Origin of the sequence: Pseudomonas sp. CF161, from assembly GCF_000416215.1 — a bacterium.
GTDB lineage: Bacteria > Pseudomonadota > Gammaproteobacteria > Pseudomonadales > Pseudomonadaceae > Aquipseudomonas.
The window spans coordinates 46,980-71,230 of record NZ_ATLP01000052.1 but is presented as its reverse complement, the minus strand read 5'-3'; the positions used below and the strand labels follow the sequence as shown (position 1 = coordinate 71,230).

General features: G+C 63.0%; 20 protein-coding genes. 18 read left to right on the top strand and 2 right to left on the bottom strand.

Features of this window, described 5'->3' with window-relative positions; all coding sequences use genetic code 11:
* The first annotated feature begins 126 nt into the window (after positions 1 to 126).
* The 6 genes from CF161_RS09220 to CF161_RS09195 all read left to right on the top strand — a co-directional run bounded on the left by CF161_RS09220 (position 127) and on the right by CF161_RS09195 (position 10,393).
* The gene (locus CF161_RS09220; protein WP_020296309.1) at positions 127 to 2,388 is read left to right on the top strand and encodes an EAL domain-containing protein; all 2,262 of its coding nucleotides are present in this window, start codon (positions 127 to 129) and stop codon (positions 2,386 to 2,388) included.
* Positions 2,385 to 4,253: a GGDEF and EAL domain-containing protein gene (locus CF161_RS09215; RefSeq protein WP_020296308.1), complete on the top strand. Its 1,869-nt coding sequence runs from the start codon at positions 2,385 to 2,387 to the stop codon at positions 4,251 to 4,253. Before CF161_RS09220 ends, CF161_RS09215 begins: the two co-directional genes overlap by 4 nt.
* Before the next feature lie 26 nt (positions 4,254 to 4,279).
* Entirely contained in the window at positions 4,280 to 5,233 is a 954-nt protein-coding gene (locus CF161_RS09210; protein ID WP_020296307.1) for a cytochrome-c peroxidase, read from the top strand.
* On the top strand, positions 5,230 to 7,041 hold the full coding sequence (locus tag CF161_RS09205; RefSeq protein WP_020296306.1) for a DAHL domain-containing protein: 1,812 nt from the start codon (positions 5,230 to 5,232) through the stop codon (positions 7,039 to 7,041). Before CF161_RS09210 ends, CF161_RS09205 begins: the two co-directional genes overlap by 4 nt.
* The gene (locus tag CF161_RS09200; protein WP_020296305.1) at positions 7,038 to 8,444 is read left to right on the top strand and encodes an ATP-binding protein; all 1,407 of its coding nucleotides are present in this window, start codon (positions 7,038 to 7,040) and stop codon (positions 8,442 to 8,444) included. Before CF161_RS09205 ends, CF161_RS09200 begins: the two co-directional genes overlap by 4 nt.
* Positions 8,445 to 8,644: 200 nt before the next feature.
* Positions 8,645 to 10,393, top strand: a complete 1,749-nt coding sequence (locus CF161_RS09195; protein ID WP_020296304.1) for a dipeptidase — start codon at positions 8,645 to 8,647, stop codon at positions 10,391 to 10,393.
* A gap of 50 nt (positions 10,394 to 10,443) precedes the next feature.
* Here CF161_RS09195 and CF161_RS09190 read toward each other — a convergent pair whose 3' ends face one another.
* Positions 10,444 to 10,725 carry a hypothetical protein gene (locus CF161_RS09190; protein WP_156882671.1) on the bottom strand — a complete coding sequence of 94 codons (282 nt, stop codon included), beginning with the start codon at positions 10,723 to 10,725 and terminating at the stop codon, positions 10,444 to 10,446.
* A 305-nt stretch (positions 10,726 to 11,030) separates the two neighbouring features.
* Here CF161_RS09190 and CF161_RS09180 point away from each other — a divergent pair, with 305 nt between their 5' ends.
* The 7 genes from CF161_RS09180 (at position 11,031) to CF161_RS09150 (ending at position 18,081) form a co-directional block, all read left to right on the top strand.
* Positions 11,031 to 12,047 (top strand): iron ABC transporter substrate-binding protein, encoded by a 1,017-nt coding sequence (locus tag CF161_RS09180; protein WP_020296301.1) that lies wholly within the window; start codon positions 11,031 to 11,033, stop codon positions 12,045 to 12,047.
* A gap of 27 nt (positions 12,048 to 12,074) precedes the next feature.
* Entirely contained in the window at positions 12,075 to 13,649 is a 1,575-nt protein-coding gene (locus CF161_RS09175) for an iron ABC transporter permease (protein WP_052027206.1), read from the top strand.
* Positions 13,646 to 14,689, top strand: a complete 1,044-nt coding sequence (locus CF161_RS09170; protein WP_020296299.1) for an ABC transporter ATP-binding protein — start codon at positions 13,646 to 13,648, stop codon at positions 14,687 to 14,689. The genes CF161_RS09175 and CF161_RS09170 overlap by 4 nt, the downstream gene beginning before the upstream one ends.
* A gap of 92 nt (positions 14,690 to 14,781) precedes the next feature.
* Entirely contained in the window at positions 14,782 to 15,546 is a 765-nt protein-coding gene (locus tag CF161_RS09165) for a hypothetical protein (protein WP_020296298.1), read from the top strand.
* Positions 15,547 to 15,565: 19 nt separating this feature from the next.
* Positions 15,566 to 16,000, top strand: a complete 435-nt coding sequence (locus tag CF161_RS09160) for a hypothetical protein (protein ID WP_020296297.1) — start codon at positions 15,566 to 15,568, stop codon at positions 15,998 to 16,000.
* 87 nt (positions 16,001 to 16,087) lie between these two features.
* Positions 16,088 to 16,753, top strand: coding sequence for a response regulator transcription factor (locus CF161_RS09155; RefSeq protein WP_020296296.1), 666 nt, complete (start codon positions 16,088 to 16,090; stop codon positions 16,751 to 16,753).
* The gene (locus CF161_RS09150) at positions 16,729 to 18,081 is read left to right on the top strand and encodes an ATP-binding protein (protein WP_043228991.1); all 1,353 of its coding nucleotides are present in this window, start codon (positions 16,729 to 16,731) and stop codon (positions 18,079 to 18,081) included. The genes CF161_RS09155 and CF161_RS09150 overlap by 25 nt, the downstream gene beginning before the upstream one ends.
* A gap of 36 nt (positions 18,082 to 18,117) precedes the next feature.
* On the opposite strand, the gene CF161_RS09145 is transcribed toward CF161_RS09150, so the two are convergent.
* Complete coding sequence (locus CF161_RS09145) at positions 18,118 to 19,101, bottom strand: GlxA family transcriptional regulator (RefSeq protein ID WP_020296294.1); 984 nt, start codon at positions 19,099 to 19,101, stop codon at positions 18,118 to 18,120.
* A gap of 471 nt (positions 19,102 to 19,572) precedes the next feature.
* On the opposite strand from CF161_RS09145, the gene CF161_RS09140 reads away from it, so the two are divergent.
* The 5 genes from CF161_RS09140 (at position 19,573) to CF161_RS09120 (ending at position 24,201) form a co-directional block, all read left to right on the top strand.
* Positions 19,573 to 20,082 (top strand): TRAP transporter small permease, encoded by a 510-nt coding sequence (locus CF161_RS09140; RefSeq protein WP_020296293.1) that lies wholly within the window; start codon positions 19,573 to 19,575, stop codon positions 20,080 to 20,082.
* Entirely contained in the window at positions 20,082 to 21,365 is a 1,284-nt protein-coding gene (locus tag CF161_RS09135) for a TRAP transporter large permease subunit (protein ID WP_020296292.1), read from the top strand. Before CF161_RS09140 ends, CF161_RS09135 begins: the two co-directional genes overlap by 1 nt.
* 27 nt (positions 21,366 to 21,392) lie before the next feature.
* Positions 21,393 to 22,391 carry a TRAP transporter substrate-binding protein gene (locus tag CF161_RS09130; RefSeq protein ID WP_020296291.1) on the top strand — a complete coding sequence of 333 codons (999 nt, stop codon included), beginning with the start codon at positions 21,393 to 21,395 and terminating at the stop codon, positions 22,389 to 22,391.
* Between the two features lie 116 nt (positions 22,392 to 22,507).
* Positions 22,508 to 23,311 (top strand): carbon-nitrogen hydrolase family protein, encoded by an 804-nt coding sequence (locus CF161_RS09125; protein WP_020296290.1) that lies wholly within the window; start codon positions 22,508 to 22,510, stop codon positions 23,309 to 23,311.
* A gap of 92 nt (positions 23,312 to 23,403) precedes the next feature.
* The gene (locus CF161_RS09120) at positions 23,404 to 24,201 is read left to right on the top strand and encodes an HpcH/HpaI aldolase/citrate lyase family protein (protein ID WP_020296289.1); all 798 of its coding nucleotides are present in this window, start codon (positions 23,404 to 23,406) and stop codon (positions 24,199 to 24,201) included.
* The last annotated feature ends 50 nt before the right edge of the window (positions 24,202 to 24,251 follow it).

Below are 24,251 nucleotides of genomic sequence, written 5' to 3'. Positions count from 1 at the left end.
GCCAGGATTCGCGCTTGGATCCGCACAGGACTATGCTCAGGCTCCGGAAGGATCGCCCGCGCCAAACACGAAAGGAAGCCCGATGAGCCAAAACCCAAGGTCGCCGCATTGGGCTGGAACCTGGCAATGACCGGGCTGACGAATCGCCGCAACCGGCGAATCCTGATCGTCGACGACACCGCCGCGATCCATCAGGATTTTCGCAAGATCCTGGCCCCCGGCATCTCCGCTGAAGACCCCCTGGGCAGCGCCGAAGCCGCGCTGTTCGGCTCTCCCATCAGCGTTGCGGCAGAAGATTTTGCCCTCGACTCGGCCTTCCAGGGCCAAGAAGCGCTGGAAAAAGTGCAGGCGGCGCTGGACTGTGACCAGCCTTACGCCATGGCCTTTATCGACATGCGCATGCCGCCCGGCTGGGACGGCCTGGAAACCATCTCGCGGCTGTGGCAGGCCGACCCCAAGCTGCAAATTGCCCTGTGCACGGCCTATTCCGACTATTCCTGGGAAGACATCGCCGAGCGCCTGGAACTGGGCGACCGCCTGTTGATCCTGAAAAAACCCTTCGATGCCATCGAGATCCGGCAGATGGCCAGCACCCTGACCGTCAAATGGCAGATGACCGAAGCCGCGGCGCTGAAACTGGACCAGCTGCAACAGGCCGTCGAGGAACGCACCCGCGAGCTGGCCGACGCCAACATCATCGTCCAGAACAGCCCCACGATTCTCTATCGGCTGCGGGGCGAGCCGTCATTCACGCTGATGTACATCTCCCACAACATCACCAAGTTCGGCCATGTGGCGGCGCAGTTGGTGGCGTCCCCCGACTGGGCCCAGTCGCTGATCCACGCCGACGACCGGGCCAAGGTCGAGCTGGCCATGCTGCGCGCCCTGGACCGGGACGTCTGCGGCGCCTCCATCGAATTTCGCATGCTCACCGGCGACGGCGGCTTTCGCTGGGTGGAAAACCGCTACATCCCGGTGCGCAACAACCTGGGCCAGTTGGTCGAGGTGGAAGGCATCATCCTCGACATCACCGAACGCCGTCTGGCCGAAGAAAAAATCGCTTTGCTGGCCCACACCGACGGTCTGACCGGGCTGGCCAACCGCCCGACCCTGGTCGAACGCCTGCACCAGGCGTTTGCCGCGGCCCGACGCGGCGCGCCGCCCTTCGCGATGTTTTACCTGGACCTGGACCATTTCAAGCGCATCAACGACACCCTGGGTCATCCCGCTGGCGACCTGTTGTTGCAGGAGGTGGCCCGGCGCCTGAAGTCCTGCACCCGGGAAAACGACGTGGTGGCTCGCCTGGGCGGCGATGAGTTCGCGATCCTGCAACTGGAGGTCGAGGAAGCCACCCAATGCGCGAGCCTGGCGGCGAAGATCCTCGACACCCTGGTGCTCCCCTATTTCCTGGACGGCAACGAGGCGCGTGTCTCGGCCAGCATCGGCATCAGTCTCTACAGCCCCCATACCCTCAGCGCCGACGGGCTCATGGCGCAGTCGGACATGGCGCTGTATCGCTCCAAGGACAAGGGCCGCAACCAGTTTCACTTCCACAGCGAGGACATCAACCAGGAAGTCACCCAACGCGTGGCCCTGGCCAACCAGTTGAAACTGGCCCTGGAGCGCGACGAACTGCATCTGCAGTACCTGCCCGAAGTCGATCTCGGCACCGGCAAAATCCTCAGCATGGCGACCCAGGTGCGCTGGCTCCACCCCCAGCGCGGCTGGCTCGAAGCCGAGGCGTTCATGGCGGTTGCGGAAAAGACCGGGATCATCATCCCCCTGGGCCACTGGATACTGGACCAGGCCTGTCGGCAGATGCGTGCATGGCGCGACCAGGACCTGGCGCCGCCGCTGATTGCGATCCACCTGTCCCTGGTCCAGCTCAAGACCGGTTCGGAACTGATTTACCAGGTACTGCGGACCACCGCGCGCTGGAACCTGTGCCCCTGGGACCTGCGATTCGACGTCACCGAGGGCACGCTGGCCCAGACCAAGTGGACCCACAACGACATACTGCCCCGGCTGTGCGAACTGGGCGTGAAGATCGCCATCGACGACTTCGGCACCGAGTATTCCTCGTTCGACTACCTGAAAACCTACCGGGTCAGCCACCTCAAGCTCGCCCAACGCCTGCTCGACAGTGCCAGCAGCGACCCGGACAACGCCCTGACCCTGCGCGCGATCCTCAATTTTGCCAGCGAGGCCGGGATCGGCGTCACCGCCGAAGGCGTGGAAACCCAGGAGCAGCGCATCACCCTGCTGTCCAGCGGTATGCCACTGGGGCACTCCCCGGCACTGGCGGTGGACAGCGAACAAGCCGGTGAACTGCTCAAGGCCACATCCGCCGTCGAGGCTGCGGACCCCACGGCGGAGACGCTCAAATGAACCCTGCTTACGCAACCGCCAACCGGCGGATCCTGATCATCGACGACACGCCGGCCATCCACCTGGACTTTCGCAAGATCCTCTGCCCCGAGGATGAAGGCCCGCTGAGCAGCACCGAAGCGCTGCTGTTCGGTGCCACGCGCATTCCCCAATCACACTTCCAGCTCGATTCCGCCTATCAGGGCGAAGAAGGCGTGGAACGGGTCAAGCAGGCCCTGGCCGAAGGCCGGCCCTACGCCCTGGCCTTTATCGATATGCGCATGCCGCCCGGCTGGGACGGCCTGCAAACGATCGAGCAACTATGGAAAACCGACCCTCACCTGCAGATCGCCTTGTGCACCGCGTTCTCCGACTACTCCTGGGAGGCCATGGCCGAGCGCATTGAATTCGGCGATCAATTGCTGATCCTGAAAAAGCCATTCGACAGCCTGGAAATCCGCCAGATGGCCAGCGCCCTCACCTGGAAATGGCAATTGACACACGATGCCGCGGTCAAGATGCGCGACCTGGAGCAAACCATCGAGCAACGGGTCCAGGAACTGCTGAGCGTGTCCCGCCTGCTGCACTACGACCTGCTCACCGATCTGCCCAACAGCACCTTGCTGGGTGATCGCCTGACCCAGTACTTGTCCCAGTCCCGGCGCCACGAGCGGCAGATTGCCGTGATGTTTATCGGCCTGGACCGCTTCAAGCGGATCAACAATGCCCTCGGTCATCCCGCCGGGGATGAAATGCTCAAGCTCGTCGCCCAGAGCCTGGCGCAGGCGCTGCGCGAGTCCGACTCGGTGTTCCGTTACGGTTCGGACGAGTTCGTGGTGATCCTGAGCGACATCGTCCATCCGCAGCAGACCCGGGGGGTCGCGGAAAAACTGCTGGCCGCGGTCAACACCCCGCACTGGGTGGCCGGTCACGACCTGGCGGTAACCGCCAGCCTGGGCATCAGCATTTACCCCGATGATGGCTGCGATGCCGTAACCCTGATCAAAAAAGCCGAAACCGCCATGCGCAACGTCAAGGACTGCGGCCCCAATGGCTTCAGTTTTTTCATCGAAGACATGAACCTCCACGCCCGGCACCGGCAAACCCTGGAAAGCGGGCTGCGCCTGGCCTTGCAACGCCAGGAACTGGTCCTGCACTACCAGCCCAAACTGGACCTGGCCAGCGGCGCCGTGGTCGGCGCCGAAGCCCTGGTGCGCTGGGCCCGGCCCGGCCATGGCCTGGTCAGCCCCGCGGTGTTCATTCCGGTGGCCGAAGACTGCGGGCTGATCGTCGCCCTCAGCCAATGGGTGCTGCGCAGCGCCTGCCTCCAGTCGCGGGCCTGGCAGGCCCGGGGCCTGCCGCCCATCTGCATGTCGGTGAATGTCTCAGCCATTGATTTTCGCCAGGCCGACTTCGTCGAACGCCTGACCCGGACACTGGCCGAGACCGGGCTCGACCCGTCGCAGCTGGAGCTGGAGATCACCGAAAGCGTGCTGATGCAGAACGTCGCCACCACCATCACCACCCTGCATGCGATCAAGCGGCTCGGGGTGCGGCTGGCGGTGGATGACTTCGGGACCGGCTATTCGAGCCTGAGCTATTTGCAGAAATTTCCGGTCGACGTGCTGAAAATCGACCAATCCTTCGTGCGCGACCTGAGTATCGACAGCAACGACGCCAAGTTGGTCAGCAGCATCATCGACCTGGGTAAAAGCCTCAACCTGCGCATCATCGCCGAAGGTATCGAGACCGCCGAGCAACTGGACTTTCTCAGGCGCTACCGGTGCGAGGAAGGCCAGGGCTTCTACTTCAGCAAGGCCGTGGAGCCCGAGGCGTTCGTGCTGTTCCTGAACGCCTCGCGCCAGCCCCAACCAAGCCGTTCATGACCCTTCGCCAGGTAAGGATACCGAGCATGCCGTCACTCCCATCACTGCTCTGCGCCAGCATGCTGCTCGCGGCCGGCGCCGAGGCCGCGCCGCTGGAGGGCCCCCTCAAGTCCTTGCCGCCGGTGCCGGCCCTGGATGGCCAGCGCGTCGAACTGGGACGCCAGCTGTTCAACGACCCACGCCTTTCAGTCAACAACAGCCTGTCCTGCGCCAGTTGCCATCGCCTGGAGCATGGCGGCGCCGATGACAAGCCCCTATCGCTGGGGTTTGACGGCAAACCCGTGGCGGTCAATACACCGAGCGTGTTCAACGCCAGCTTGAACTTCCGCCAGTTCTGGGACGGCCGCGCCGAAACCTTGGAAGAACAAGTGCACGTCGTGGTCCAGAGCCCCACCGAGATGGGCAATGACTGGGCCACCGTGGTCCAGCGCATCGGCGCCGACCCGGCCTATGGCCGCGCATTCGCCGAGGCCTACCCGGACGCCGTGACCCAGGCCAATATCCGCAGCGCCCTGGCCGACTATGAACGGACCCTGCTCAGCAGCAACTCGCGTTTCGACCAGTACCTGGCGGGTAACACCGCGATCCTGACCCTGGAGGAAAAGTACGGCTACCAGCGTTTCCAGGACTACGGCTGCATCGCCTGCCACCAGGGGGTGAACATCGGCGGCAACATGTTCCAGAAATTCGGCGTGCTCGGCGATTACTTCAAGGCCCGGGGCAACCCGACCGTGGCGGACCTGGGGCGGTTCAACATCACCGGCGATGAAGACGACCGCAACGTGTTCAAGGTGCCGAGCCTGCGCAACGTCGCGGTCACCGCGCCCTACTTCCATGACGGGTCGGAACCGACCCTCGAGGGCGCCGTGGCGATCATGTTCAAGTACCAGCTGGGGCGTATTCCCTCCGCGGAAGACACCGCCCTGATCGTCCTGTTTCTCAAGACCCTGACCGGCGAATGGGAAGGCAAGCCTCTATGAAAGTATCCCGTCGCACCAGCCTCTTCCTGCTGGCCGGGGTCGCCGCCGTGCTGGCGTCGATCCTGCTGTTTCTGTACGTCAATTCGCGCTCGGACCAGACCGCCTCCTACACCCAGTCCCGGGACCTGATCCGCCAGATCATGCAGCAGAACGCCCAATGGGAAAACGAGATCCTCAAGGCCCGGGTCGCCATCAGCCACAACTACGACCCGCTGGTCTCACCCTTGAGTGAAATGACCCGGCTCTGGCAAAGCTTCGACTCCATGGCCTCCCAGGACCGGCGCAACGCCTCGCCAGCCTGGCGCACCACCCAGGATGCGTACCTTGACGCGATGAAGGAGAAGACCCGGCTGGTGGAGCAGTTCAAGTCGCACAATGCCGTGCTGCGCAACTCCCTGGCCTTCCTGCCGACCGCCGAGGATGACATCCAGGCCCAGTTGGCGCGGCTCACCGACACCGACAAACAGCAGTTGCAGAATATCGCCACCGACACCTACGACCTGTTGCTCAGCAGCCTGGAGTTCGCCCAGGTCACCTCCGCCGAGCATGCCGCCGACATCCTGGTGGGGCTGAACAAACTGCAAGTGAACAAGGAGCGGCTGCCCCAGGAGTTTCATGACCCGATCGATGTGCTCAGCAACCATATTTCGCTGATCCTGCGCGAGCAGCCCCTGGTCAACGGCCTGCTTGAACAGATCGAATTGGTGCCGGTCGCCGAGCGCCTGGACGACATCACCAACCTGCTCAACCATGACCAGCAGGAGGCCGAAATCATTGACCAGCGCTACCACTTCTACCTGCTGCTGTTTTCCGCGCTGCTGGTATTGCTCCTGATCTGGCTGGCGGTCCGCCTGATCCGCAGTTTTGCCCAGATCAACCAGATGAACCGGGCGCTGGTGGCGGCCAACGACGAACTCGAACAACGGGTCGAGGAGCGCACGCGCGAGCTCAAGGATACCCAGAGCGAACTGCTGGACAGCGCACGCCAGGCCGGCATGGCGGAGATCGCCACCAACGTCCTGCACAATGTCGGCAACGTGCTCAACAGTGTGAACATCTCCGCCGACCTGGTGACCCGCAAACTGCGCAACAGCAAGACCCAGGGCCTGGGCAAGGCGATGCAACTGATCAACCAGCACCCCCAGGACCTGGGGTACTTTCTCAGCGAGGACGAGAAAGGCAAATTGCTCCCCGGCTACCTGAACCAGTTGGTGGAGGCCATTGACCTTGAGCAGCAAGGCATGGCCGAGGAACTGACCCAGTTGAGCAAGAGCGTCGATCACATCAAGGACATCGTCTCCACCCAGCAATCCTACGCCGGGGCCAGCAGCGTGCTGGAGCCGCTGTCGATCGGCGAACTGCTGGAAGATGCGCTGCGCATGAACTCCGGCGCCCTCACCCGGCACCATGTGACGGTGCTCAAGGAGTACGCCGATATCCCGCGCATCATGGGCGACAAGCACCGGCTGCTGCTGATCCTGATCAACCTGATCAGCAACGCCAAGTACGCCATGTCCGACGTCTCCAACCACGAGCGCAACATGACCCTGGCCACCTGCATCGTCGACGGCGAGACCCTGCAGATCAGCGTCCGCGACGAAGGCGAAGGCATCACCCCGGAAAACATGGCGCGCATTTTTGTCCACGGTTTCACCACGCGCAAGGAAGGCCATGGCTTTGGCCTGCACAGCTGCGCGCTGGCCGCCATCGAGATGAGCGGCCGCTTGAATGCCTACAGCGACGGACCTGGCACCGGTGCGCTGTTCGTCCTGCAAATCCCCCTGAAAATCGCCGAAGGTGAGTCATGAGCAACCCCATCAACCGGCGCATCCTGCTGATCGACGATACCCCGGCGATCCACGTCGACTTCCGCAAGATCCTCACGCCCCAGACCGGTGACAGTGCCGAACTGGACGCCATGGAAAGCGCCCTGTTCGGCAGTGCGCCGAAGACCGCCGCCACCCTGTTCGAACTGGACTCGGCCTACGGCGGCCAGGAAGGCCTGGCCAAGCTGCTGGAGGCTGCGAGCCTCGGGCGGCCCTACGCCCTGGCCTTTGTCGACATGCGCATGCCCGATGGCTGGGACGGCGCACAGACCATCGAGCAACTGTGGAAACACGACCCGCTGCTGCAAGTGGTGGTGTGCACCGCCTACTCCGATTACTCCTGGGACGAGTTGCTCGATCGCCTGGACGGTCATGACCGCCTGCTGATCCTGAAAAAGCCGTTCGACAATATCGAAGTCCAGCAAATGGCCAACACCCTCACCACCAAGTGGGACATGACCACCCGGGCCAATCTGCAGATGAGCCAGCTGGAAGAGCGGGTGGAGCAACGCACCCTGGCCTTCAAGCAGACCAGCGCCGAACTGCAACGGGAGATCGACGAGCGCAAGTTGCTGGAAACCCAGCTGGTGCAGTCCGAAAAACTCGCGTCCCTGGGTCAACTGGCAGCCGGGGTGGCCCATGAAATCAACAACCCCATCGGCTTCATTTCTTCCAACCTGGGCACCCTGGACAACTACTTCAGGCGCTTGCAGGAGATGCTCGATGCCTATCGCCACGGGGAGCAGGCCATTGCCCAGGAGGCGGCGCTGCAATCCCTGGTGCAACTGCGCACGGCGATCGAGCTGGACTTCCTCCTGGAGGACATTCCATTGCTGATCAAGGAATCCAAGGAAGGCATTGGCCGGGTCAGCCAGATCGTCAAGGACCTCAAGGACTTCTCCCGGGTGGACTCCAGCCAGGAATGGCAATGGGCGGACCTGCAACAGGGCCTGGACTCGACCTTGAACATCGTCGCCACCGAGATCAAGTACAAGGCCGACGTGGTCAAGTGCTACACACCGCTGCCGGAGGTCGAGTGCCTGCCGTCGCAGATCAACCAGGTGCTGATGAACCTGATCGTCAACGCCGCCCAGGCCATGGGCCCGGAACGGGGCACCATCACCCTGAGCAACGGTGTGGAAGGCGAACGGGTCTGGATCGAAGTCAGCGACACCGGCTCGGGGATAGCGCCGGACAGCTTGCAGAAAATCTTCGACCCCTTCTACACCACCAAACCGGTGGGCCAGGGCACGGGCCTGGGTTTGTCCCTGTCCTACGGCATCATCAAGAAGCACCGTGGCGAGATCAGCGTGCGCAGCGAACTGGGGATCGGCACCACCTTTCGCGTCGAGCTGCCGATCAGGCAGGCGCAGCAGTATCAGTAGCCTCGAGTACCCGTTGTCGGGCACTGAGGCTGCGCCTGGAGAATGCCCCGGGCTTTGTCGCCTGTGCGCCGTTTTTGCATTTATGTGCGACAGATCCCACTTATGGCACTCCCGTTCCACTGCCAGGTGGTGTTAGGTTGTGGGCCTTTCTGACGTTCAGTTCAGATACTTCCCCACTCTGCAAAGGAATGCCTCACACCATGGATTTTTCCCTGAAGCACCTGGCCGCTGCGACCCTGATGGCGGCGGGTCTGTCGTTGTTCACCGGCTCGGCCCAGGCCAACCTCACCCCGCAACAGAACGCAGCCATTCTGAAACACTTCAACGAGGCTTCGGCCACGGATTTCAGGCAGTTCCTCGGCACCCTGGCCAAGAGCGAGCTGGGCAAGAGCGACAACCTGGACTCGACCATCGGCGCCTTCCTCGATAACAAGCCGCTGTCCGCCGAGCAGCAGAACGAGATACATCGCCTGCTGGGCCTGTACACCCGCATCAAGTACGGCAAGGCCGCCACCGAGACCCTGCGCGAGCTGGTGGCGATCCCCACCTTCAGCGTCGACGGCGTGCCGGCCCATGAGAACCCCGAGTTCATCAAGATCGCCGACAAGATCAAAAGCCTGGCCCAGGCCTTCAACCTCGCCTACCGCAACGTCGACGGCCGGGTCTATGAGATCACCCTGGAGGGCACCGGCGATGAAGTGGTCGGTATCCACGCCCACGCCGACGTCGTGCCGGTCACCCCGGAAAACTGGGTGTTGCAGGACGGCACCCGCCTCGACCCGTTCAAGGTCACCCTGGTGGGCGACCGCCTGTATGGCCGCGGCACCGAGGATGACAAGAACGGCATCGTCGTCACCCTGTACGCGATGAAGGTGATCAAGGAAGAGAAGCTGCCCCTGGCGCGCAACTTCAAGCTGCTGGTGGACACCACCGAGGAAACCACCGGCGACGCCATCCCCTATTACTTCGAACGCAACCCCACGCCCAACTACAACCTGGCGCTGGACGGCGGCTACCCGGTGGTGATCGCCGAGAAAGGCTACGGCACGGTGATGGCCAACTTCCCGCAGCGCAAAGCCCAAGGCAAAGGCGCGGAAATCACCACGCTGACCGGCGGCCTGGCCACCAACCAGATCCCTTCGACCTCGGTCGCCACCCTGGTCACCGACAAGCCGGCCGAACTCGCGGCCAGCCTGCAAAAGGCCGGCAACGAGTACGCCCAGCGCCAGGCCGGCAACGGCGGCAAGTTCGAGGTCAGCGCCAAGGTCGACGGCAAGAACGTCAAGCTCACGGTCACTGGCGTGTCCGCCCACTCCTCCGAACCCGAGTCCGGGGTCAACCCGGTGGCGCGGATGCTCGACTTCCTCGACAGCCTCGACGGCAAGGTCGCGCTCAAGCACAACGCGATCACCGATGCCGCGCGCTACGCCGCCGATAACTGGGGCCTGGATTACCTGGGTGGCAAGCTCGGGGTCGGTTTCTCCGACGATTTCATGGGCCCGTTGACCACCTCCCTGACCTACGTCGGGGTCAAGGACAACGCCTTCCAGCTGGCGGTCAACCTGCGGGTGCCAAAAGGCAAGTCGCCGCAGGTGCTGAAAAGCGAAATCGCCGACAAACTCGACGCCTGGAGCAAGAAGGCCAAGGTCGCGGTGGCCTTCGACTACTCGATCGCCGAGCCGATGTACCGCAACCCCGAGGGTGAATGGGTCAAGGCGCTGTTGGCCGTGGCCACCGAGAACCTGGGCATGGAACACAAGTTCGGCACGTCCGCCGGCGCCACCTCGGTGCATGAACTGCCCAACGGCGTGCAATTCGGCCTGGCGCGGCCGGAGGTCAAGTACACCGGTCACAACGACAACGAGTTCAAGACGGTTGAACAGTTCCTGCTGGACCTGCAGATCGTGACCGAAATGATGGGCCGTATCGGCCAGTTGCCAAAACTCTGATACACCTGCCGGACCCGCCGTCCTGGCGGGTCCTTGGCAATACGTGCGCGTCAATCCTTGAGCTTGAAGCCAATCCAACGGCATCCCAAAACCGGTGCCAGTATCCCCAAGACCACCCACCACGGCTCGTACCTGCGCTCAAACGTCTCGATCACCACCAGGTACAAGCCCAGCCCGAACACCAGCGGAATCACAATAATCAGCAGTAGCACCCGCAGGGTGTTCATCGGGCCAAACAGGTCGTTGCGACGGTTTATGCACAGGTACCAGAAGTACCCCCAGCACACCACGCCGACCATGTAGCCCCCCAGGACCAGCAGGTCCCCAGCCATCCCAAAGCCATGCATCCCGCACTCTCAACTGGCAAAAAATGCGCCCATCATGTCAGTTGGCCAGAGCCCCTGGGGGCCCAAGCCTATTGCCGGATATTTCCCCCGAGGCGCAAACAGTCTCCTCCTGGGCCTCAAGCCCTCCAGAGAACAACATCGGCTTAGCATTTTTTTGACGCTTTTTTCTTATTCGCATCTCTACATTCTGCGCCTCGCCACACATGCAAATGATTCTTATTGAATCAACATGACTCAGTGTTTCCTCTCTGTTCGGCCAAAAAAAAATCGACCACAGGAGCTCCATCAACATGATCCCCCGTATTCCTTGCGTGCTAAAAAAAGCGTTGTTGTTCACCGCCCTGGTCAGCGTCGGCCAGGTTTATGCGGCGACCGATACGGATGGCATTGTGGTCTACAACGCCCAGCACCAAAGCCTGACCCAAGCGTGGGTGAACGGCTTTACCAAGGAAACCGGGATCAAGGTCACGGTGCGCAATGGCGACGACACTGAGATGGGGAACCAGATCATCCAGGAGGGCGCTTCCTCCCCGGCTGACGTGTTCCTGACTGAAAACTCTCCGGCCATGGTGCTGGTGGATAACGCCGGGCTGTTTGCTCCCGTAGCACCGACCACCCTGGACCAGGTCGATGCGGCCTATCGCCCGGCCCACGGCAAGTGGCTGGGAATCGCGGCTCGCTCCACAGTGTTCGTCTACAACCCGAGCCTGCTCAAAGAAGACCAATTACCAACTTCCTTGCTGGATTTGGCCTCGCCAAGCTGGAAAGGCCGCTGGGCCGTGTCCCCCGCTGGGGCGGACTTCCAGGCCATAGTCGCCGCCGTACTCGAACTCAAGGGCGAAGCCGCCACCCTCGAATGGCTCAAGGCGATGAAAGCCAATGCCAGCCTCTACCGTGGCAATAGTGCCGTGCTCAAGGCCGTCAACGCCGGCCAGGTCGACAGTGGGGTGATTTATCACTATTACAGCTTCGTCGATCAGGCCAAGACCGGCGAAAACAGCCATAACACCCGCCTGCACTACTTCAAGCACCAGGACCCCGGGGCCTTTATCAGCATTTCCGGGGCCGGCGTGCTGGCGTCCAGTACGCATAAAGAGCAGGCCCAGGCCTTCCTGAAATGGATCACCAGCAAGGACGGCCAGGCGATTCTGAAAAATGGCAATTCGTTCGAATACGCCGTGGGCCAAGACGTGCAGTCGAACCCCAAACTGCTGCCACTGGCACAACTCGATGCGCCCAGGGTCGACGCCGCCAAGCTGGACAGCAAAAAAGCGGTGGCACTCATGACCCTGGCCGGACTTCTCTAATTGCAGCCTGAACACCTGTCGGCAGCTATCGCCCAAGCGCTACCCGTCCGCTCCCGCAGACACTCCCGTGGACGCTTCAAAGGTCGTGGGGGCGCGTGGGTGATCGGTTTATCGGTGCTGGTTTCACTGCTGGCGCTGTTGCCGATTGCCTTTGTCATCGGCGTGTCCTGGGACATCGGCTGGGGACAAATCGTGGCGCTGGTATGGCGGCCACGGGTTGCCGAACTGCTGCTCAACACCCTGCTGCTGGTGCTGATCACCCTGCCCTTGTGCGTGACCCTGGGCATTGCCCTGGCCTGGCTTACCGAACGCAGCGACCTGCCGGGCAGGCGCCTGTGGTCGCTGCTGGCCGTTGCGCCGCTGGCGGTGCCAGCCTTCGTCCACAGCTATGCCTGGGTCAGCCTGGTGCCATCGATACATGGCTTGCCAGCCGGCGTGCTGGTGTCGGTGATCGCTTACTTCCCCTTTCTCTACTTGCCGCTGGCCGCCACCTTGCGCCGGCTCGACCCGGCCATCGAAGACGTGGCGCAATCCCTTGGGCTCAAGCCCTGGGCGGTGTTTTTCCGGGTGTTGTTGCCCCAGTTGCGCCTGGCGATCGGTGGCGGCGCGTTACTGGTGGGCCTGCACTTGCTGGCCGAGTACGGCCTGTACGCGATGATCCGCTTCGACACCTTCACCACCGCGATCTTCGATCAGTTCAAGTCCACCTTCAACGGCCCGGCGGCGAACATGTTGGCAGCGGTGCTGGCCCTGTGTTGCCTGGTGCTGCTTGGCAGCGAATCTGCCGCCCGGGGCGCAGCCCGTTATGCCCGGGTGGGCTCGGGCAGCGCCCGGGAGCCATGCCTCGTGCAACTGAGTGGGCGCAGCCGCGCCCTGGGCTTGGCCCTGCAGGCCCTGACCTGCCTGCTGGCCCTGGGCGTGCCGCTGATCACACTGGGCAAGTGGCTGATTGCCGGGGGCCGCGAGGTCTGGCAACTGGCTGAACTGCTGCCCGCTCTGGAGCAGACCCTGCTGCTGGGCGTCGTCGGCGCCCTGCTGACCACCTGTGCCGCAGTGCCAATTGCCTGGCTCTCGATTCGTGCGCCAGGGCGTTTGCAACGGCTGCTGGAAAGCTGCAACTACATCACCAGTTCGCTGCCCGGCATCGTCGTGGCTCTGGCCCTGGTGACCGTGACCATCCACTTCGCCCGGCCGCTTTACCAGACCACCTTCAGCGTGCTGCTGGCCTACCTGCTGATGTTCCTGCCACGGGCCCTGGTGAGCTTGCGCGCCGGCATCGCCCAGGCTCCGGTGGAACTGGAAAACATGGCCCAAAGCCTGGGGCGTTCGCCTGCCCGGGCCCTGTGGCTGATCACGCTGCGCCTGGCCGCTCCCGGGGCCGCCGCAGGCGCCGCACTGGTGTTCCTGGCGATCACCAATGAACTGACCGCCACCCTGCTGCTGGCACCCAATGGCACTCGCACCCTGGCCACCGGGTTCTGGGCGATGACCAGCGAGATCGACTACGCGGCGGCGGCCCCCTACGCCCTGCTGATGATCCTGCTGTCGCTGCCGCTGACCGGGGTTCTTTATCACCACTCCAAACGCACGGCGGGCCGATGAACACGCTGGAACTCACCGCGATTTGCAAATCCTTTGGCCGCCAATCGGCCCTGGACACTATCAACCTGTCACTGCCCACCGGCAGTCGCACCGTCATCGTCGGGCCTTCCGGGTCGGGCAAGACCACGCTGTTGCGCGTGATTGCCGGGTTCGAGTTCCCCGACTCCGGCAGCCTCAGGCTCAACGGTCAGGTGCTGGTGGACGACCAGCATCAAGTCCCCGCCCACCAGCGCCTGATCGGCTACGTACCCCAGGATGGCGCCCTGTTCCCGCACATGACGGTCGCCGCCAACGTCGGCTTTGGCCTGGCGATCAAGGGCGATGCCAGGCAGCAACGGATCGCCGAACTGCTGGACAGCGTTGCGCTTGAGGCCAGCTTGGGCGGGCGCTGGCCCCATGAATTGTCGGGCGGCCAGCAACAGCGTGTGGCCTTGGCTCGGGCCCTGGCGCAACAGCCGCGACTGATGTTGCTGGATGAACCGTTTTCAGCCCTGGACACCGGCTTGCGCACGGCCATGCGCAAAATGGTCGCGCGACTGCTGGAAGAGGCTGGCGTCACCACGCTGCTGGTGACCCATGACCAGAGCGAAGCCTTGTCCTTCGCCGACCAGTTGGCCGTGATGCGCCAAGGGCGCCTGGTGCAATCGGGGCCCCCCATGGACGTGTATCAATTTCCCAACGACCGACAGACCGCGTTGTTTCTCGGCGAAGCCGTGCTGATGCCTGCCAGGATCGAAGCCGGTTGGGCCTATTGCGACCTCGGCCGCATCGCGGTCAACCACCAGCGCAATAACGCCCAGGTGCACATCATGCTGCGCCCCGAACAGCTGCAGATCAGCACCGCAGAGCCGAACTCGGCCGGGTGCCAGGGCGTGGTCACCGAGCGGGACTTTGCTGGCGATAGCTGCGCCCTGACGGTGATGCTGCATGGGGAAAGTGCTCGATCCTTGCGCGTGCGCAGTTCCTGCCTGCAAGCGCCGACCATCGGCAGCAAGGTGCAACTGACCACCCGGGGCCAGGCTCATGTCCTGATGGATTGAAGCCCGACGCGCCACCCTCAGTCTCAGCTAAGTCTTGTGCCGTACCTTCTCCCCTGCGCCCAACCCGGCGCTCTGATAGAGAGGTAACCCAGATGAATGACACCGCAGCCCGTTGGCTGAACAAAGTACCCGAAGTGACCGTGTCCTTCTGGGTCATCAAGGTCATGTCGACGACCGTGGGCGAAACCGGTGCCGATTTTCTCGCGGTGGACGCTGGCTTCGGCGCCGGCGCGACCAGCATCGGCATGGCGATGCTGCTGGCAATTGCGCTGTTCTGCCAACTGCGTACCAAGGCCTACACCCCTTGGATCTACTGGCTGAGCGTGGTGCTGGTGAGCATCGTCGGCACGCAGATCACCGACATCCTCACGGACAAACTGGACGTCAGCCTGTACGCCAGCACGGCGATCTTCTCGGTGTTGCTGGCGATCAGCTTCCTGGCCTGGTATCGAGCCGAGCACACCCTGTCGATCCGCGAGATCGTCACCCCGCGCCGCGAGTTGTTCTATTGGGCCACGGTGCTCTGCACCTTCGCCCTGGGCACCGCCGCCGGCGACTTGGCCAGCGAAGCCCTGGGCCTGGGCTTCACCCTCGGCGCCGCGATCTTCGCCGCGCTGATCGCCGCCACCCTGGTGGCCTGGCGCTTGAGTGCCAACGGGGTACTGACCTTCTGGATCGCCTACATCCTGACTCGCCCCTTCGGCGCGTCCCTGGGTGACCTGCTGACCCAGGCCAAGACCTATGGCGGCCTGGGCATGGGCGCCACCTGGACCAGTGCCCTGTTTCTCTGCGTCATCGTGCTGCTGGTGGCTGTGGCCCAAGCCAATGTCGGCAAACGCACTGCCATCACTCGATAAACCCTTCAGGGACATCATCATGCGCTACGCCTCCCCCCTTATGCGTCACGTTGCACTCGTCTCGTCGATCTTGTTACTGAGTCTGGTCGCCGGTTGTTCGAAGCCCGCCGAGCCGCCCACCGCCGCGCCAGGCACGGCGGCGGCAACCCGGAACCAGGCTGGCTCGAAACTGGGCGATTTATCGGAGTTTCGCAGCATCGCCGCTGACGTCAGCGCGCTGGTTGATAAACACGACCTGCCGGGCGCCAAAACCCGGATCAAGGACCTGGAAAGTACCTGGGACTCCGCCGAGGCCGGGATAAAGCCCCGCGCCGCCAGCGACTGGCATGTGCTGGACAAGGCCATCGATCGCGCACTGGACGCCTTGCGCGCCAGCAGCCCGAACCCCAGCGATTGCAAGACAAGCATGGATAACCTGATGCAGGCCTTCGACTCGATGAACGCCAAACCCTGAACCCGCAGCGGACACAGCGCTGTCCAGGTGCTTCACTACAGGCGCGAGGGTCATCACCCTCGCGCCTTCTGCATACCGGAGCGAAACATGCGGATATTGCTGATCGAAGACGACCCCATGATTGGCGATGCGATCCAGCGCGCCCTCACCGACGTCAGCTACGCCGCCGACTGGGTGAAAAATGGCCCCGCCGGCCTCGCCGCGCTGGATACCCACGTCTACGACCTGGTGTTGCTGGACCTGGGCCTGCCCGGCAAGGACGGCCTGGAGGTACTGGACACCCTTCGCGCGCGCAATAACCCGGTGCCGTTGCTCATCATTACAGCTCGGGATAGCCTCGACGACCGCCTGCGCGGCCTGGACGGCGGCGCGGACGACTATCTGCTCAAACCCTTCGCCATGGCCGAGTTGTTGGCGCGTATGCGTGCGGTGTTGCGGCGCAAGGGCGGCAGCGCCCTTCCCGTGCTGGGCAATGGCGTGGTGTCGCTGGACCTGGTGTCGAAGCAGGCCAGCACCGAAGAGTGCGGCAGCGTGCCACTCTCCAATCGCGAGTTCGCCCTGTTGCAAGCCTTGTTGATCCGCCCGGGGGCAATCCTCTCGCGCAGCGAACTCGAAGACCGTCTCTACGGTTGGGGCAACGAGGTGGAAAGCAACGCCATCGAGTTCTTGATTCATGCCTTGCGGCGCAAATTGGGAAGCCAGGTCATCAAAAACGTCAGGGGCATAGGATGGATGGTTTCAAAAAGCGTCTGAGGGAGTCGGTCCAGCTCAGGTTGTCGGTGGCCCTGTCACTGGCGATTTTACTGGTGGCAGGGGTGGCCAGCGTTTTCGCCTTTATGTCGGCCTTCGACGAAGCCCGTGAACTGCAAGACGACACCTTGCGCCAGGTGGCGATGCTGTTTGACCGCCAGCAGATGACCTTGCACTACCCTGCGGGCAAGGCCATCGAGGGCGACGACGAAGAGTCCCGAGTCACCATTCAGTACCTGGCCGATGGCGCCAACGCCTCGGGGAGCCAGGATGATGTCATTCCGTTGCCATTGCCCACGACACTCGCCGATGGTTTGTCGACGTTGCAGGTCGGTGGCGAGGCGTTTCGGGTGCTGGTCAGGACCACCGCACGCGGCGAGCGCATTGCCGTGGCCCAGGAAGCCGATGTTCGCAACAAGGACGCCCGCGAAAGCGCCTGGCGCAGCTTGTTGCCATTCCTGATTCTGTTCCCGGTGTTGCTGCTGGTGGTGGCAGACCTGCTGCGCAAGCTGTTTCGTCCCATCGCTACCCTCGCGGCGGAAATCGACCAGCGCGCGGAACAGGCACTGCACTCGATCGATGAACAGCACCTGCCCACGGAAGTCCGGCCTTTTGTGGTCGCCATCAACCGCCTGCTCGCGCGGGTCGAGCAGGCCATGCAAACCCAGCGCCGCTTCGTCGCCGATGCCGCTCACGAATTACGCTCGCCCATGACCGCCCTGTCCCTGCAAGCCGAACGCCTGGACGCCGCCGAGATGCCGGCGCAGGCCCGCGAACGCCTGCTGCCGTTATCGCAGGGTATTGAGCGCAGCAGAAAGCTGATCGATCAACTATTGACCCTGGCCGCCGCGCAATCGCAATCGAACCGGCAACCAGAGGCGGTTTCGGTTCACGACCTTTATCGCCGGGTGTTGGAAGACTTGCTGCCATTGGCCGAACACAAGGGCATCGATATCGGTGTCGAAGGTACCGAGGACGTACGGGTGATCATCCACGACATGGAGTTGTACACCCTGATCAAGAACCTGCTCGACAATGCTATTCGCTATACCCCTCCCGGCGGGCGGATCGATCTGCTGGTGGAGCGGGAGCACGAAGCGGCACGGCTCCAGGTCAAGGACTCGGGGCCGGGTATTCCCCAGGCCGAGCAAACGCGGGTGTTCGACCCCTTCTATCGCAGCCTGGGTTCCGGTGAGACCGGATCCGGGCTCGGGCTGTCGATTGTCAAGGCGATTGCCGAGCGCAACGGCGCACGCCTTGAGTTGGCGTTCACCGATCAGACCCGGCAGCGCGGGTTATGGGTCTCCCTCTGGTTAAAAGCCGCGCCGTGACGGCCTGTGTTGAGCGGGCAATCGGTGCAGTGCGAGCTACTTCACCAGCCGGGTCTCCTTCGACGGCCGGTAACCAAAGTACGCGCTGTAGCACTTGCTGAAATGGCTGGGCGAGACAAAGCCGCAGGCCACCAGCACATCGACCTGGGACAGTTCGGTGTGCTGCAGCAGGCGGCGCGCTTCGGTGATGCGCAACTCCAGGTAGTAGCGTTGCGGCGTGGTGCCCAGTTGCTCCTTGAACAAGCGCTCGAGCTGACGCCGTGAGCGGCCGGCGTAGACCGCCAGTTGCTCCAGCTCCAGGGGCTCTTCGAGGTTGGCGGCCATCAGCTTGACCACTTCGCGCAGGGGCGCGCTGAGGCAGATATTGCCGGTGGGCTTGATGCGTCGGTAGCGCGACTCCTCAAAGGCCAGGATGTCTTCGATGCCCTCGACCAGGGCCTTGTCGTGCAGGCCCTTGATCCAGTCCAGGGCCATATGGAACGCCCCCGAAGGGCTTGCCGCGGTGAGCCGGTCGCGGTCGATCACGTAGGGTTCGCTGCTGACCTGGGTCGCCTTGCAGAACTCCGCCAGGGCCGGGCGATGTTCGGGGTGGATCGCGCAGCGGTAGCCCGCCAGGAGCCCGGCCCGACCGAGAAACCACGCTCCATTCCACAGCCCGGCCAGGGTCACGCCCTGTTCGGCAGCGGCCTTGAGCAGATGAATGAATGCGTCCGAGGCCTTGAGTTCGGTGCGGTAGCCACCGCACACCACCAGCAGGTCGAGGTCCTTGAGCTGGGAGCCATCGAGATGGGCGTCCGGCCGGATCACCAGGCCCAGGTCGCTCACCACCTCCCCCTCGTGCAGGCCAAAGGTGCGGGAACAGAACAGGTTGGGCCGCAACAGGTTGGCGGTGACGATGGTGTCCAGCGCCTGGGTGAACGCCGGCAGGGAAAAATGCTCAAGCAGCACAAACCCCGCTTGCAGCGGCCGCTGGCCCTGGCTGGGTTGCTCATTCAGGTAGCGCAGGTTCTTGCCCTTCATGCCTGTGCTGAATTGCCGTCGTTCGATCAAGGCTCGCCCTCTGTTGCGTTAACGGGGGCACAGTTTGCGGTGTTTGCCCGGCGCAGCACCAGAGGCAAGCAAGCGGCGACACGAACTGGCTCCGAGAATAAAACGTGGCCTTTATCAATAACCGGATAAGACGTCCCACAACTTATTATTTAAAACCTGCGCTCGCGCTTTTTTAATCAATAAACCTGATCACTGATTACCATCCCTTATCGCCCTAATAAGAACATTGACTCAGCAAACACCGGTACTTGCATTGACACGAACCCCGCATAAATAAAGACTCTACCCAGGTCATACGACGACGTATAACTAATAATAAAAGGTGGTCTTACTTATGCTCTGTTTGCAGTTTCATGCAGCGCGACCCATTCGCCCCAACCGCTCTTCAGCGGCCCGCAGCGAGTTGCACAACCGCCCCCCACTCAACGGGGAGCACCGTTCATGAAAGAACTGATAAGACTTTATTTCCTGGCCCTGAAGGTACTGATCGTCGGTTGCCTGGTGTGTATCACGGCGCTGATTTTCACCAATGTGGTGCTGCGCTACGGCTTCAATTCCGGCTTGTTCTTCAGTGAGGAAATTTCCCGGCTGGCGTTCGTCTGGCTGGTGTTCGCCGGCTCCCAGCTGATGCTGCACGAGAACGGCCATATCGGGGTCGATATCGTCACCAGCCGCGCCTCGCCCAGGGTCGCCAAACACCTGCTGACCCTGACCTACCTGCTGATGCTGTTCGCCACCTGGCTGTTTCTCCAGGGCAGCTGGAAACAGACCCTGATCAACCTGAATGTGGGCGCGCCCTCCACCGGTATCTCCATGGGCCTGTTCTACGGCGCCGGCCTGGTGTTTTCGGTATTGAGCAGCGTTCTGCTCGGCGCCCAACTGGTCAAGCACCTGGCCACCCCGGCCGGCGAGCTCCAGCCTTCCACCAGCGTGCAAGGGGTGCTCAAGTAATGGCCCTCGGCGTATTTGTCGGCGTGCTGATGGCCGCCATTCTTATCGGCGTGCCCATCGCCTATGCCCTGATTCTCTGCGGCGTGGCCCTGATGTGGCTGCTGGGGCTGTTCGATGGCCAGATCATCGCGCAGAACATCATCAACTCGGCGGGCAGCTTTCCGTTGCTGGCGATTCCGTTGTTCATCATCGCCGGCGAAGTGATGAACAGCGGCGGCCTGTCCAAGCGCATCATCAACCTGGCGATTTCCCTGGTCGGCCATATGCGCGGTGGCCTGGGCTACGTCACGATCTTTGCCGGGGTGCTGCTGTCCAGCCTGTCGGGCTCGGCCCTGGCCGACGCGGCTTCGCTGACCGCCCTGCTGCTGCCGATGATGGTGATCGCGGGCTACAACCGCAATCGCTCCGGCGGCCTGATCGCCTCGGTTTCGGTGCTGGGCTCGATCATTCCCCCGAGCATCGGCTTCGTGGTGCTGGGGGTGGCTTCCGGCTTGTCGATCACCAAGCTGTTCCTGGCGGGGATCGCCCCCGGGCTGATGATTGCCGTGGCCCTGGTGATCGCCTGGTGGCTGGTGTCGCGCCGTGACAACGATGTCGAGCTAAGCCCCAAGGCTTCCGGCAAGGAGCGCCTCAAGGCCTTTGTCGACAGCACCTGGGCGCTGATGCTGCCGGTGATCATCGTCGCCGGCCTGCGCTTCGGCGTGGTCACCCCGACCGAAGCCGGGGCCGTGGCCAGCGTCTATGCGCTGCTGGTGTCGTCGCTGATCTACCGCGAGCTGAGCCTGAAATCCCTCGGTGAGCTGCTGTTGCGCGCCGGCAAGACCACCGCCGCAGTGATGTTCCTGGTGGCCGCGGCGTCGATCCCGGCCTGGATGATCACCATCGCCGACATCCCCGGGCAGATCATCGACCTGATCCAGCCGGTCATGGACAACCCGAAACTGCTGATCGTGGTGTTGATGCTGCTGATCCTGCTGATCTCCATGGTCATGGACCTGACGCCGACCATCCTGCTCCTGGCGCCGATCCTGGTGCCGGTGGTGACGGCGGCCAATATCGACCCGATCTACTTCGGCGTGCTGTTCATGATCAATTGCTCCATCGGCCTGATCACGCCGCCCGTGGGCACGGTGCTCAACGTGGTGTGCGGGATCGGCAAGATGCGCTACGAGGCCCTGCTCAAGGGCACCTTCCCGTTCCTTATCGCCGAAATCATCGTGCTGTTCCTGCTGGTGATCTTCCCTGAACTGGTGACGGTTCCGGCGCAATGGTTCGCCCACTGACACCCCGAACAACAATAAGGAATGACCATGACCCGACACCTCTCCGTGCTCGCCGCGCTGCTGCTGGCCAGCAGCCTGAGCTTCGCCGCCGAGTACAACTCACGCACCCTCAAGTTCGCCGCCACCAGCCCCAAGGGCACCCCACCGGCCATTGGCATGGAGCTGTTCGCGAAGAAGATCAACGAACGCAGCGGCGGCAAGATCAAGGTCCGCACCTTCCCCAACGGCGTGCTCGGGGGCGACGTGCAAGTGCTGTCGTCGCTGCAGGGCGGCGTGGTGGAAATGATGACCTGGAACGCCGGCCTGATGCTCAACCACGTGACCGATTTCGGCATCCTCGACTTCCCGTTTATCTACACCGACACCGCCAAGGTCGACGCCATGCTCGATGGCGAGGTCGGCAAGATGCTGATCGACCAGCTGCCGGAGAAAAAACTGGTGGGCCTGGCGTTCTGGGAGCTGGGGGTGCGCAACCTGACCAACAACGTGCGCCCGGTGCAGAAGATGGAAGACATCACCGGCCTGAAGATTCGCGCCCAGCAATCGCCGCTGTTCCTCGACGTGTGGTCGACCCTCGGCGCCAACCCCACGCCCCTGCCCTTCACCGAGGTGCACACCGCCCTCGAGACCGGCACCGTGGACGGTCAGGAAAACCCGGCGGCACTGATCCTGGCCTCGAAGTTCAATGAAGTGCAGAAGTACCTGAGCCTGACCCGTCACAACTACAACCCGCAGATCGTACTGATCAGCAAACCCTTCTGGGACACCCTGAACCCGGACGAGCAGGCGCTGCTGACGGAGGTGGCCATGGAGGTGCGCCTGGAGCAGCGTCAGATCTCCCGCGCAGCCGACAGCAAGGCAATTGCCGAGCTCACCCGCTCCGGGATGCAGGTCAACGAATTGCCCGCCGAAGAGGTGGTGCGCATCCAGCAGAAGATCCGCCCGGTGATCGAAAAATACGCGGCGCAGATCAACCCCGAACTGGTGAAGAAGGTGTACCAGGCCGTGGGTTACCAGGCGCAGTAACAGGGACTGCGGCGCAGTCCGGCGAGGGCCCGCGCCCTCGCCACCGGTCACCCCGGTATCCGCCTTATACGCCCGCCCGGCGGGCACTGCCGTATCAGCCAAGAGGAAGCAGCAAGATGAAAATTTCGGTCGCCCAGATCCACCCGGTCATCGGCAATCCCGCACAGACCATCGACAAGGTCGCGCAGTTGTCGCGCCAGGCCGCGGCAGACGGCTCGCGCCTGATTGCCTTTGCCGAATGCCTGTTGACCGGCGGCTCGTTCGACAGCCGTGAAGAACTGGAGCAAGGCGCCATCAGCCTCGACGCCCTGGCCCCGTTGCTGGCGGTCAGTGCTGAAAGCGGGATCCACATCGTGGTCGGTTTCTATGAAAAACACGCCGACTCGATCTTCAATACCGCCGCCCTGCTCGGCCCCCAGGGTGTCATTGGCCTGCATCGCAAACGCCACCTGCCGTTCATGATCGGCGACCGTTTCACCGATCGCCCGGAGGAGTGGACACCGCCGGTGTTCAACACCGACATCGGCCGCATCGGCCTGGCGATCTGCTATGAAATCCGCTTCCCGGAAGTCATCCGCACCCTGGCCCTGGAGGGCGCCGATATCGTGGTCCTGCCGGCCGCCTGGCCGGAGCAGGCGCGGCTGCTGCCGGACCTGTTCAGCACCGTGCGCGCCGCGGAAAACATCGTGTATTTCGTGGCCCCCAACCGCAATGACCTGGACGGCGGCATGCAGTTTATCGGCATGAGCCACATCATCGAACCGTCCGGCACCACCCTGACCCGCGCCGGCCTGGAAGACGGGGTGTTCAGCGTCGAGATCGACCTGGCCAAGGCGCGCAACAAGTCGCTGATCCGCGACCCGGGAGTGTTCGAGATCCACCCGTTCCGCGACCGCCTGCCCGAGACCTATCGCCTCTGAAAACCCGGGTGCCGACTTGCCACGCCTTTGATCGGGCCCTCGGATGGCGCATCGGCACCCGGCCATCGCCCCTCACTCTTCAGGTAATCGCAATGCAAAACACGATCAGTTCGCTCAAGGACCGAATGGCCGCTGGCGTTACGTTCGGCATGAACATCTACAGCACCGCCTGCCTGCCCATCGAAGTGGCCGGCAACTGGGGGCTGGACTTTGTCTTTATCGATGCCGAGCACACGGCCCTGGGGGTCGACCGGGACATGGAGAAACTGCTGCTGGCGGCGCACCACGCGGCGATCCACAGCCTGGTCCGGGTGCGCGGCACCCTCGAATGGGACATACGCAAAGCCCTGGAAATGGGCGCTTCGGGGGTGATTATTCCCCAGGTGCACAACGCCGCGCAGATGCGCGAGATCATTCGCTGCAGCAAATTTCCGCCCGTGGGCCGGCGCGGTGGCGACAGTTCGGTGCGCTCGGCCCGTTACGCCGGCCCCGGCTTCGACTGGGCGCGCTACACCGAGGCGGAAAACCAGCGCGGCGTGATCGTGCCCATGGCCGAGAGCTATGAATTCTTCGACAACATCGATGAGATCCTCGACGTCGAGGGCATCGACGCCGTGCATTTCGGCCCGGCCGATTACTCCCTGTCCCGCCAGTTGCCGGTGGATTATCGCCTGGGCAACCCCGAGGTCCTGGCGCGCCTGCAATGGCTGATCAAGAAATGCCATCAGCGCGCGATCCAAGTGATGGTGCCGTGCTTCCCCGCCGACACTGAAACCGCGCGGCGCCTGCGAGAAATGGGCTGCGACATGCTGCTGATGGGCAGTGACCTGTCCTGGCTGAATCAGGCCGGGCAGCAGATCGCCGCCACCCGGGAGGCACTCGAGAGGTAGGAACAAGCTCCCGGTTTGCCGGGGGCACTGTCCGTTCACTCCACGTTTAT

Bases quoted from the DNA above. Each gene is read 5' to 3' on its own strand.
- CF161_RS09160 (WP_020296297.1), top strand. From the start codon at position 15,566: ATGCGCTACGCCTCCCCCCTTATGCGTCACGTTGCACTCGTCTCGTCG.
- CF161_RS09205 (WP_020296306.1), top strand. From the start codon at position 5,230: ATGAAAGTATCCCGTCGCACCAGCCTCTTCCTGCTGGCCGGGGTCGCC.
- CF161_RS09155 (WP_020296296.1), top strand. From the start codon at position 16,088: ATGCGGATATTGCTGATCGAAGACGACCCCATGATTGGCGATGCGATC.
- CF161_RS09140 (WP_020296293.1), top strand. From the start codon at position 19,573: ATGAAAGAACTGATAAGACTTTATTTCCTGGCCCTGAAGGTACTGATC.
- CF161_RS09170 (WP_020296299.1), top strand. From the start codon at position 13,646: ATGAACACGCTGGAACTCACCGCGATTTGCAAATCCTTTGGCCGCCAA.
- CF161_RS09120 (WP_020296289.1), top strand. From the start codon at position 23,404: ATGCAAAACACGATCAGTTCGCTCAAGGACCGAATGGCCGCTGGCGTT.
- CF161_RS09215 (WP_020296308.1), top strand. From the start codon at position 2,385: ATGAACCCTGCTTACGCAACCGCCAACCGGCGGATCCTGATCATCGAC.
- CF161_RS09195 (WP_020296304.1), top strand. From the start codon at position 8,645: ATGGATTTTTCCCTGAAGCACCTGGCCGCTGCGACCCTGATGGCGGCG.
- CF161_RS09130 (WP_020296291.1), top strand. From the start codon at position 21,393: ATGACCCGACACCTCTCCGTGCTCGCCGCGCTGCTGCTGGCCAGCAGC.
- CF161_RS09180 (WP_020296301.1), top strand. From the start codon at position 11,031: ATGATCCCCCGTATTCCTTGCGTGCTAAAAAAAGCGTTGTTGTTCACC.
- CF161_RS09165 (WP_020296298.1), top strand. From the start codon at position 14,782: ATGAATGACACCGCAGCCCGTTGGCTGAACAAAGTACCCGAAGTGACC.
- CF161_RS09150 (WP_043228991.1), top strand. From the start codon at position 16,729: ATGGATGGTTTCAAAAAGCGTCTGAGGGAGTCGGTCCAGCTCAGGTTG.
- CF161_RS09190 (WP_156882671.1), bottom strand. From the start codon at position 10,725: ATGGCTGGGGACCTGCTGGTCCTGGGGGGCTACATGGTCGGCGTGGTG.
- CF161_RS09220 (WP_020296309.1), top strand. From the start codon at position 127: ATGACCGGGCTGACGAATCGCCGCAACCGGCGAATCCTGATCGTCGAC.
- CF161_RS09135 (WP_020296292.1), top strand. From the start codon at position 20,082: ATGGCCCTCGGCGTATTTGTCGGCGTGCTGATGGCCGCCATTCTTATC.
- CF161_RS09210 (WP_020296307.1), top strand. From the start codon at position 4,280: ATGCCGTCACTCCCATCACTGCTCTGCGCCAGCATGCTGCTCGCGGCC.
- CF161_RS09200 (WP_020296305.1), top strand. From the start codon at position 7,038: ATGAGCAACCCCATCAACCGGCGCATCCTGCTGATCGACGATACCCCG.
- CF161_RS09145 (WP_020296294.1), bottom strand. From the start codon at position 19,101: ATGAAGGGCAAGAACCTGCGCTACCTGAATGAGCAACCCAGCCAGGGC.
- CF161_RS09125 (WP_020296290.1), top strand. From the start codon at position 22,508: ATGAAAATTTCGGTCGCCCAGATCCACCCGGTCATCGGCAATCCCGCA.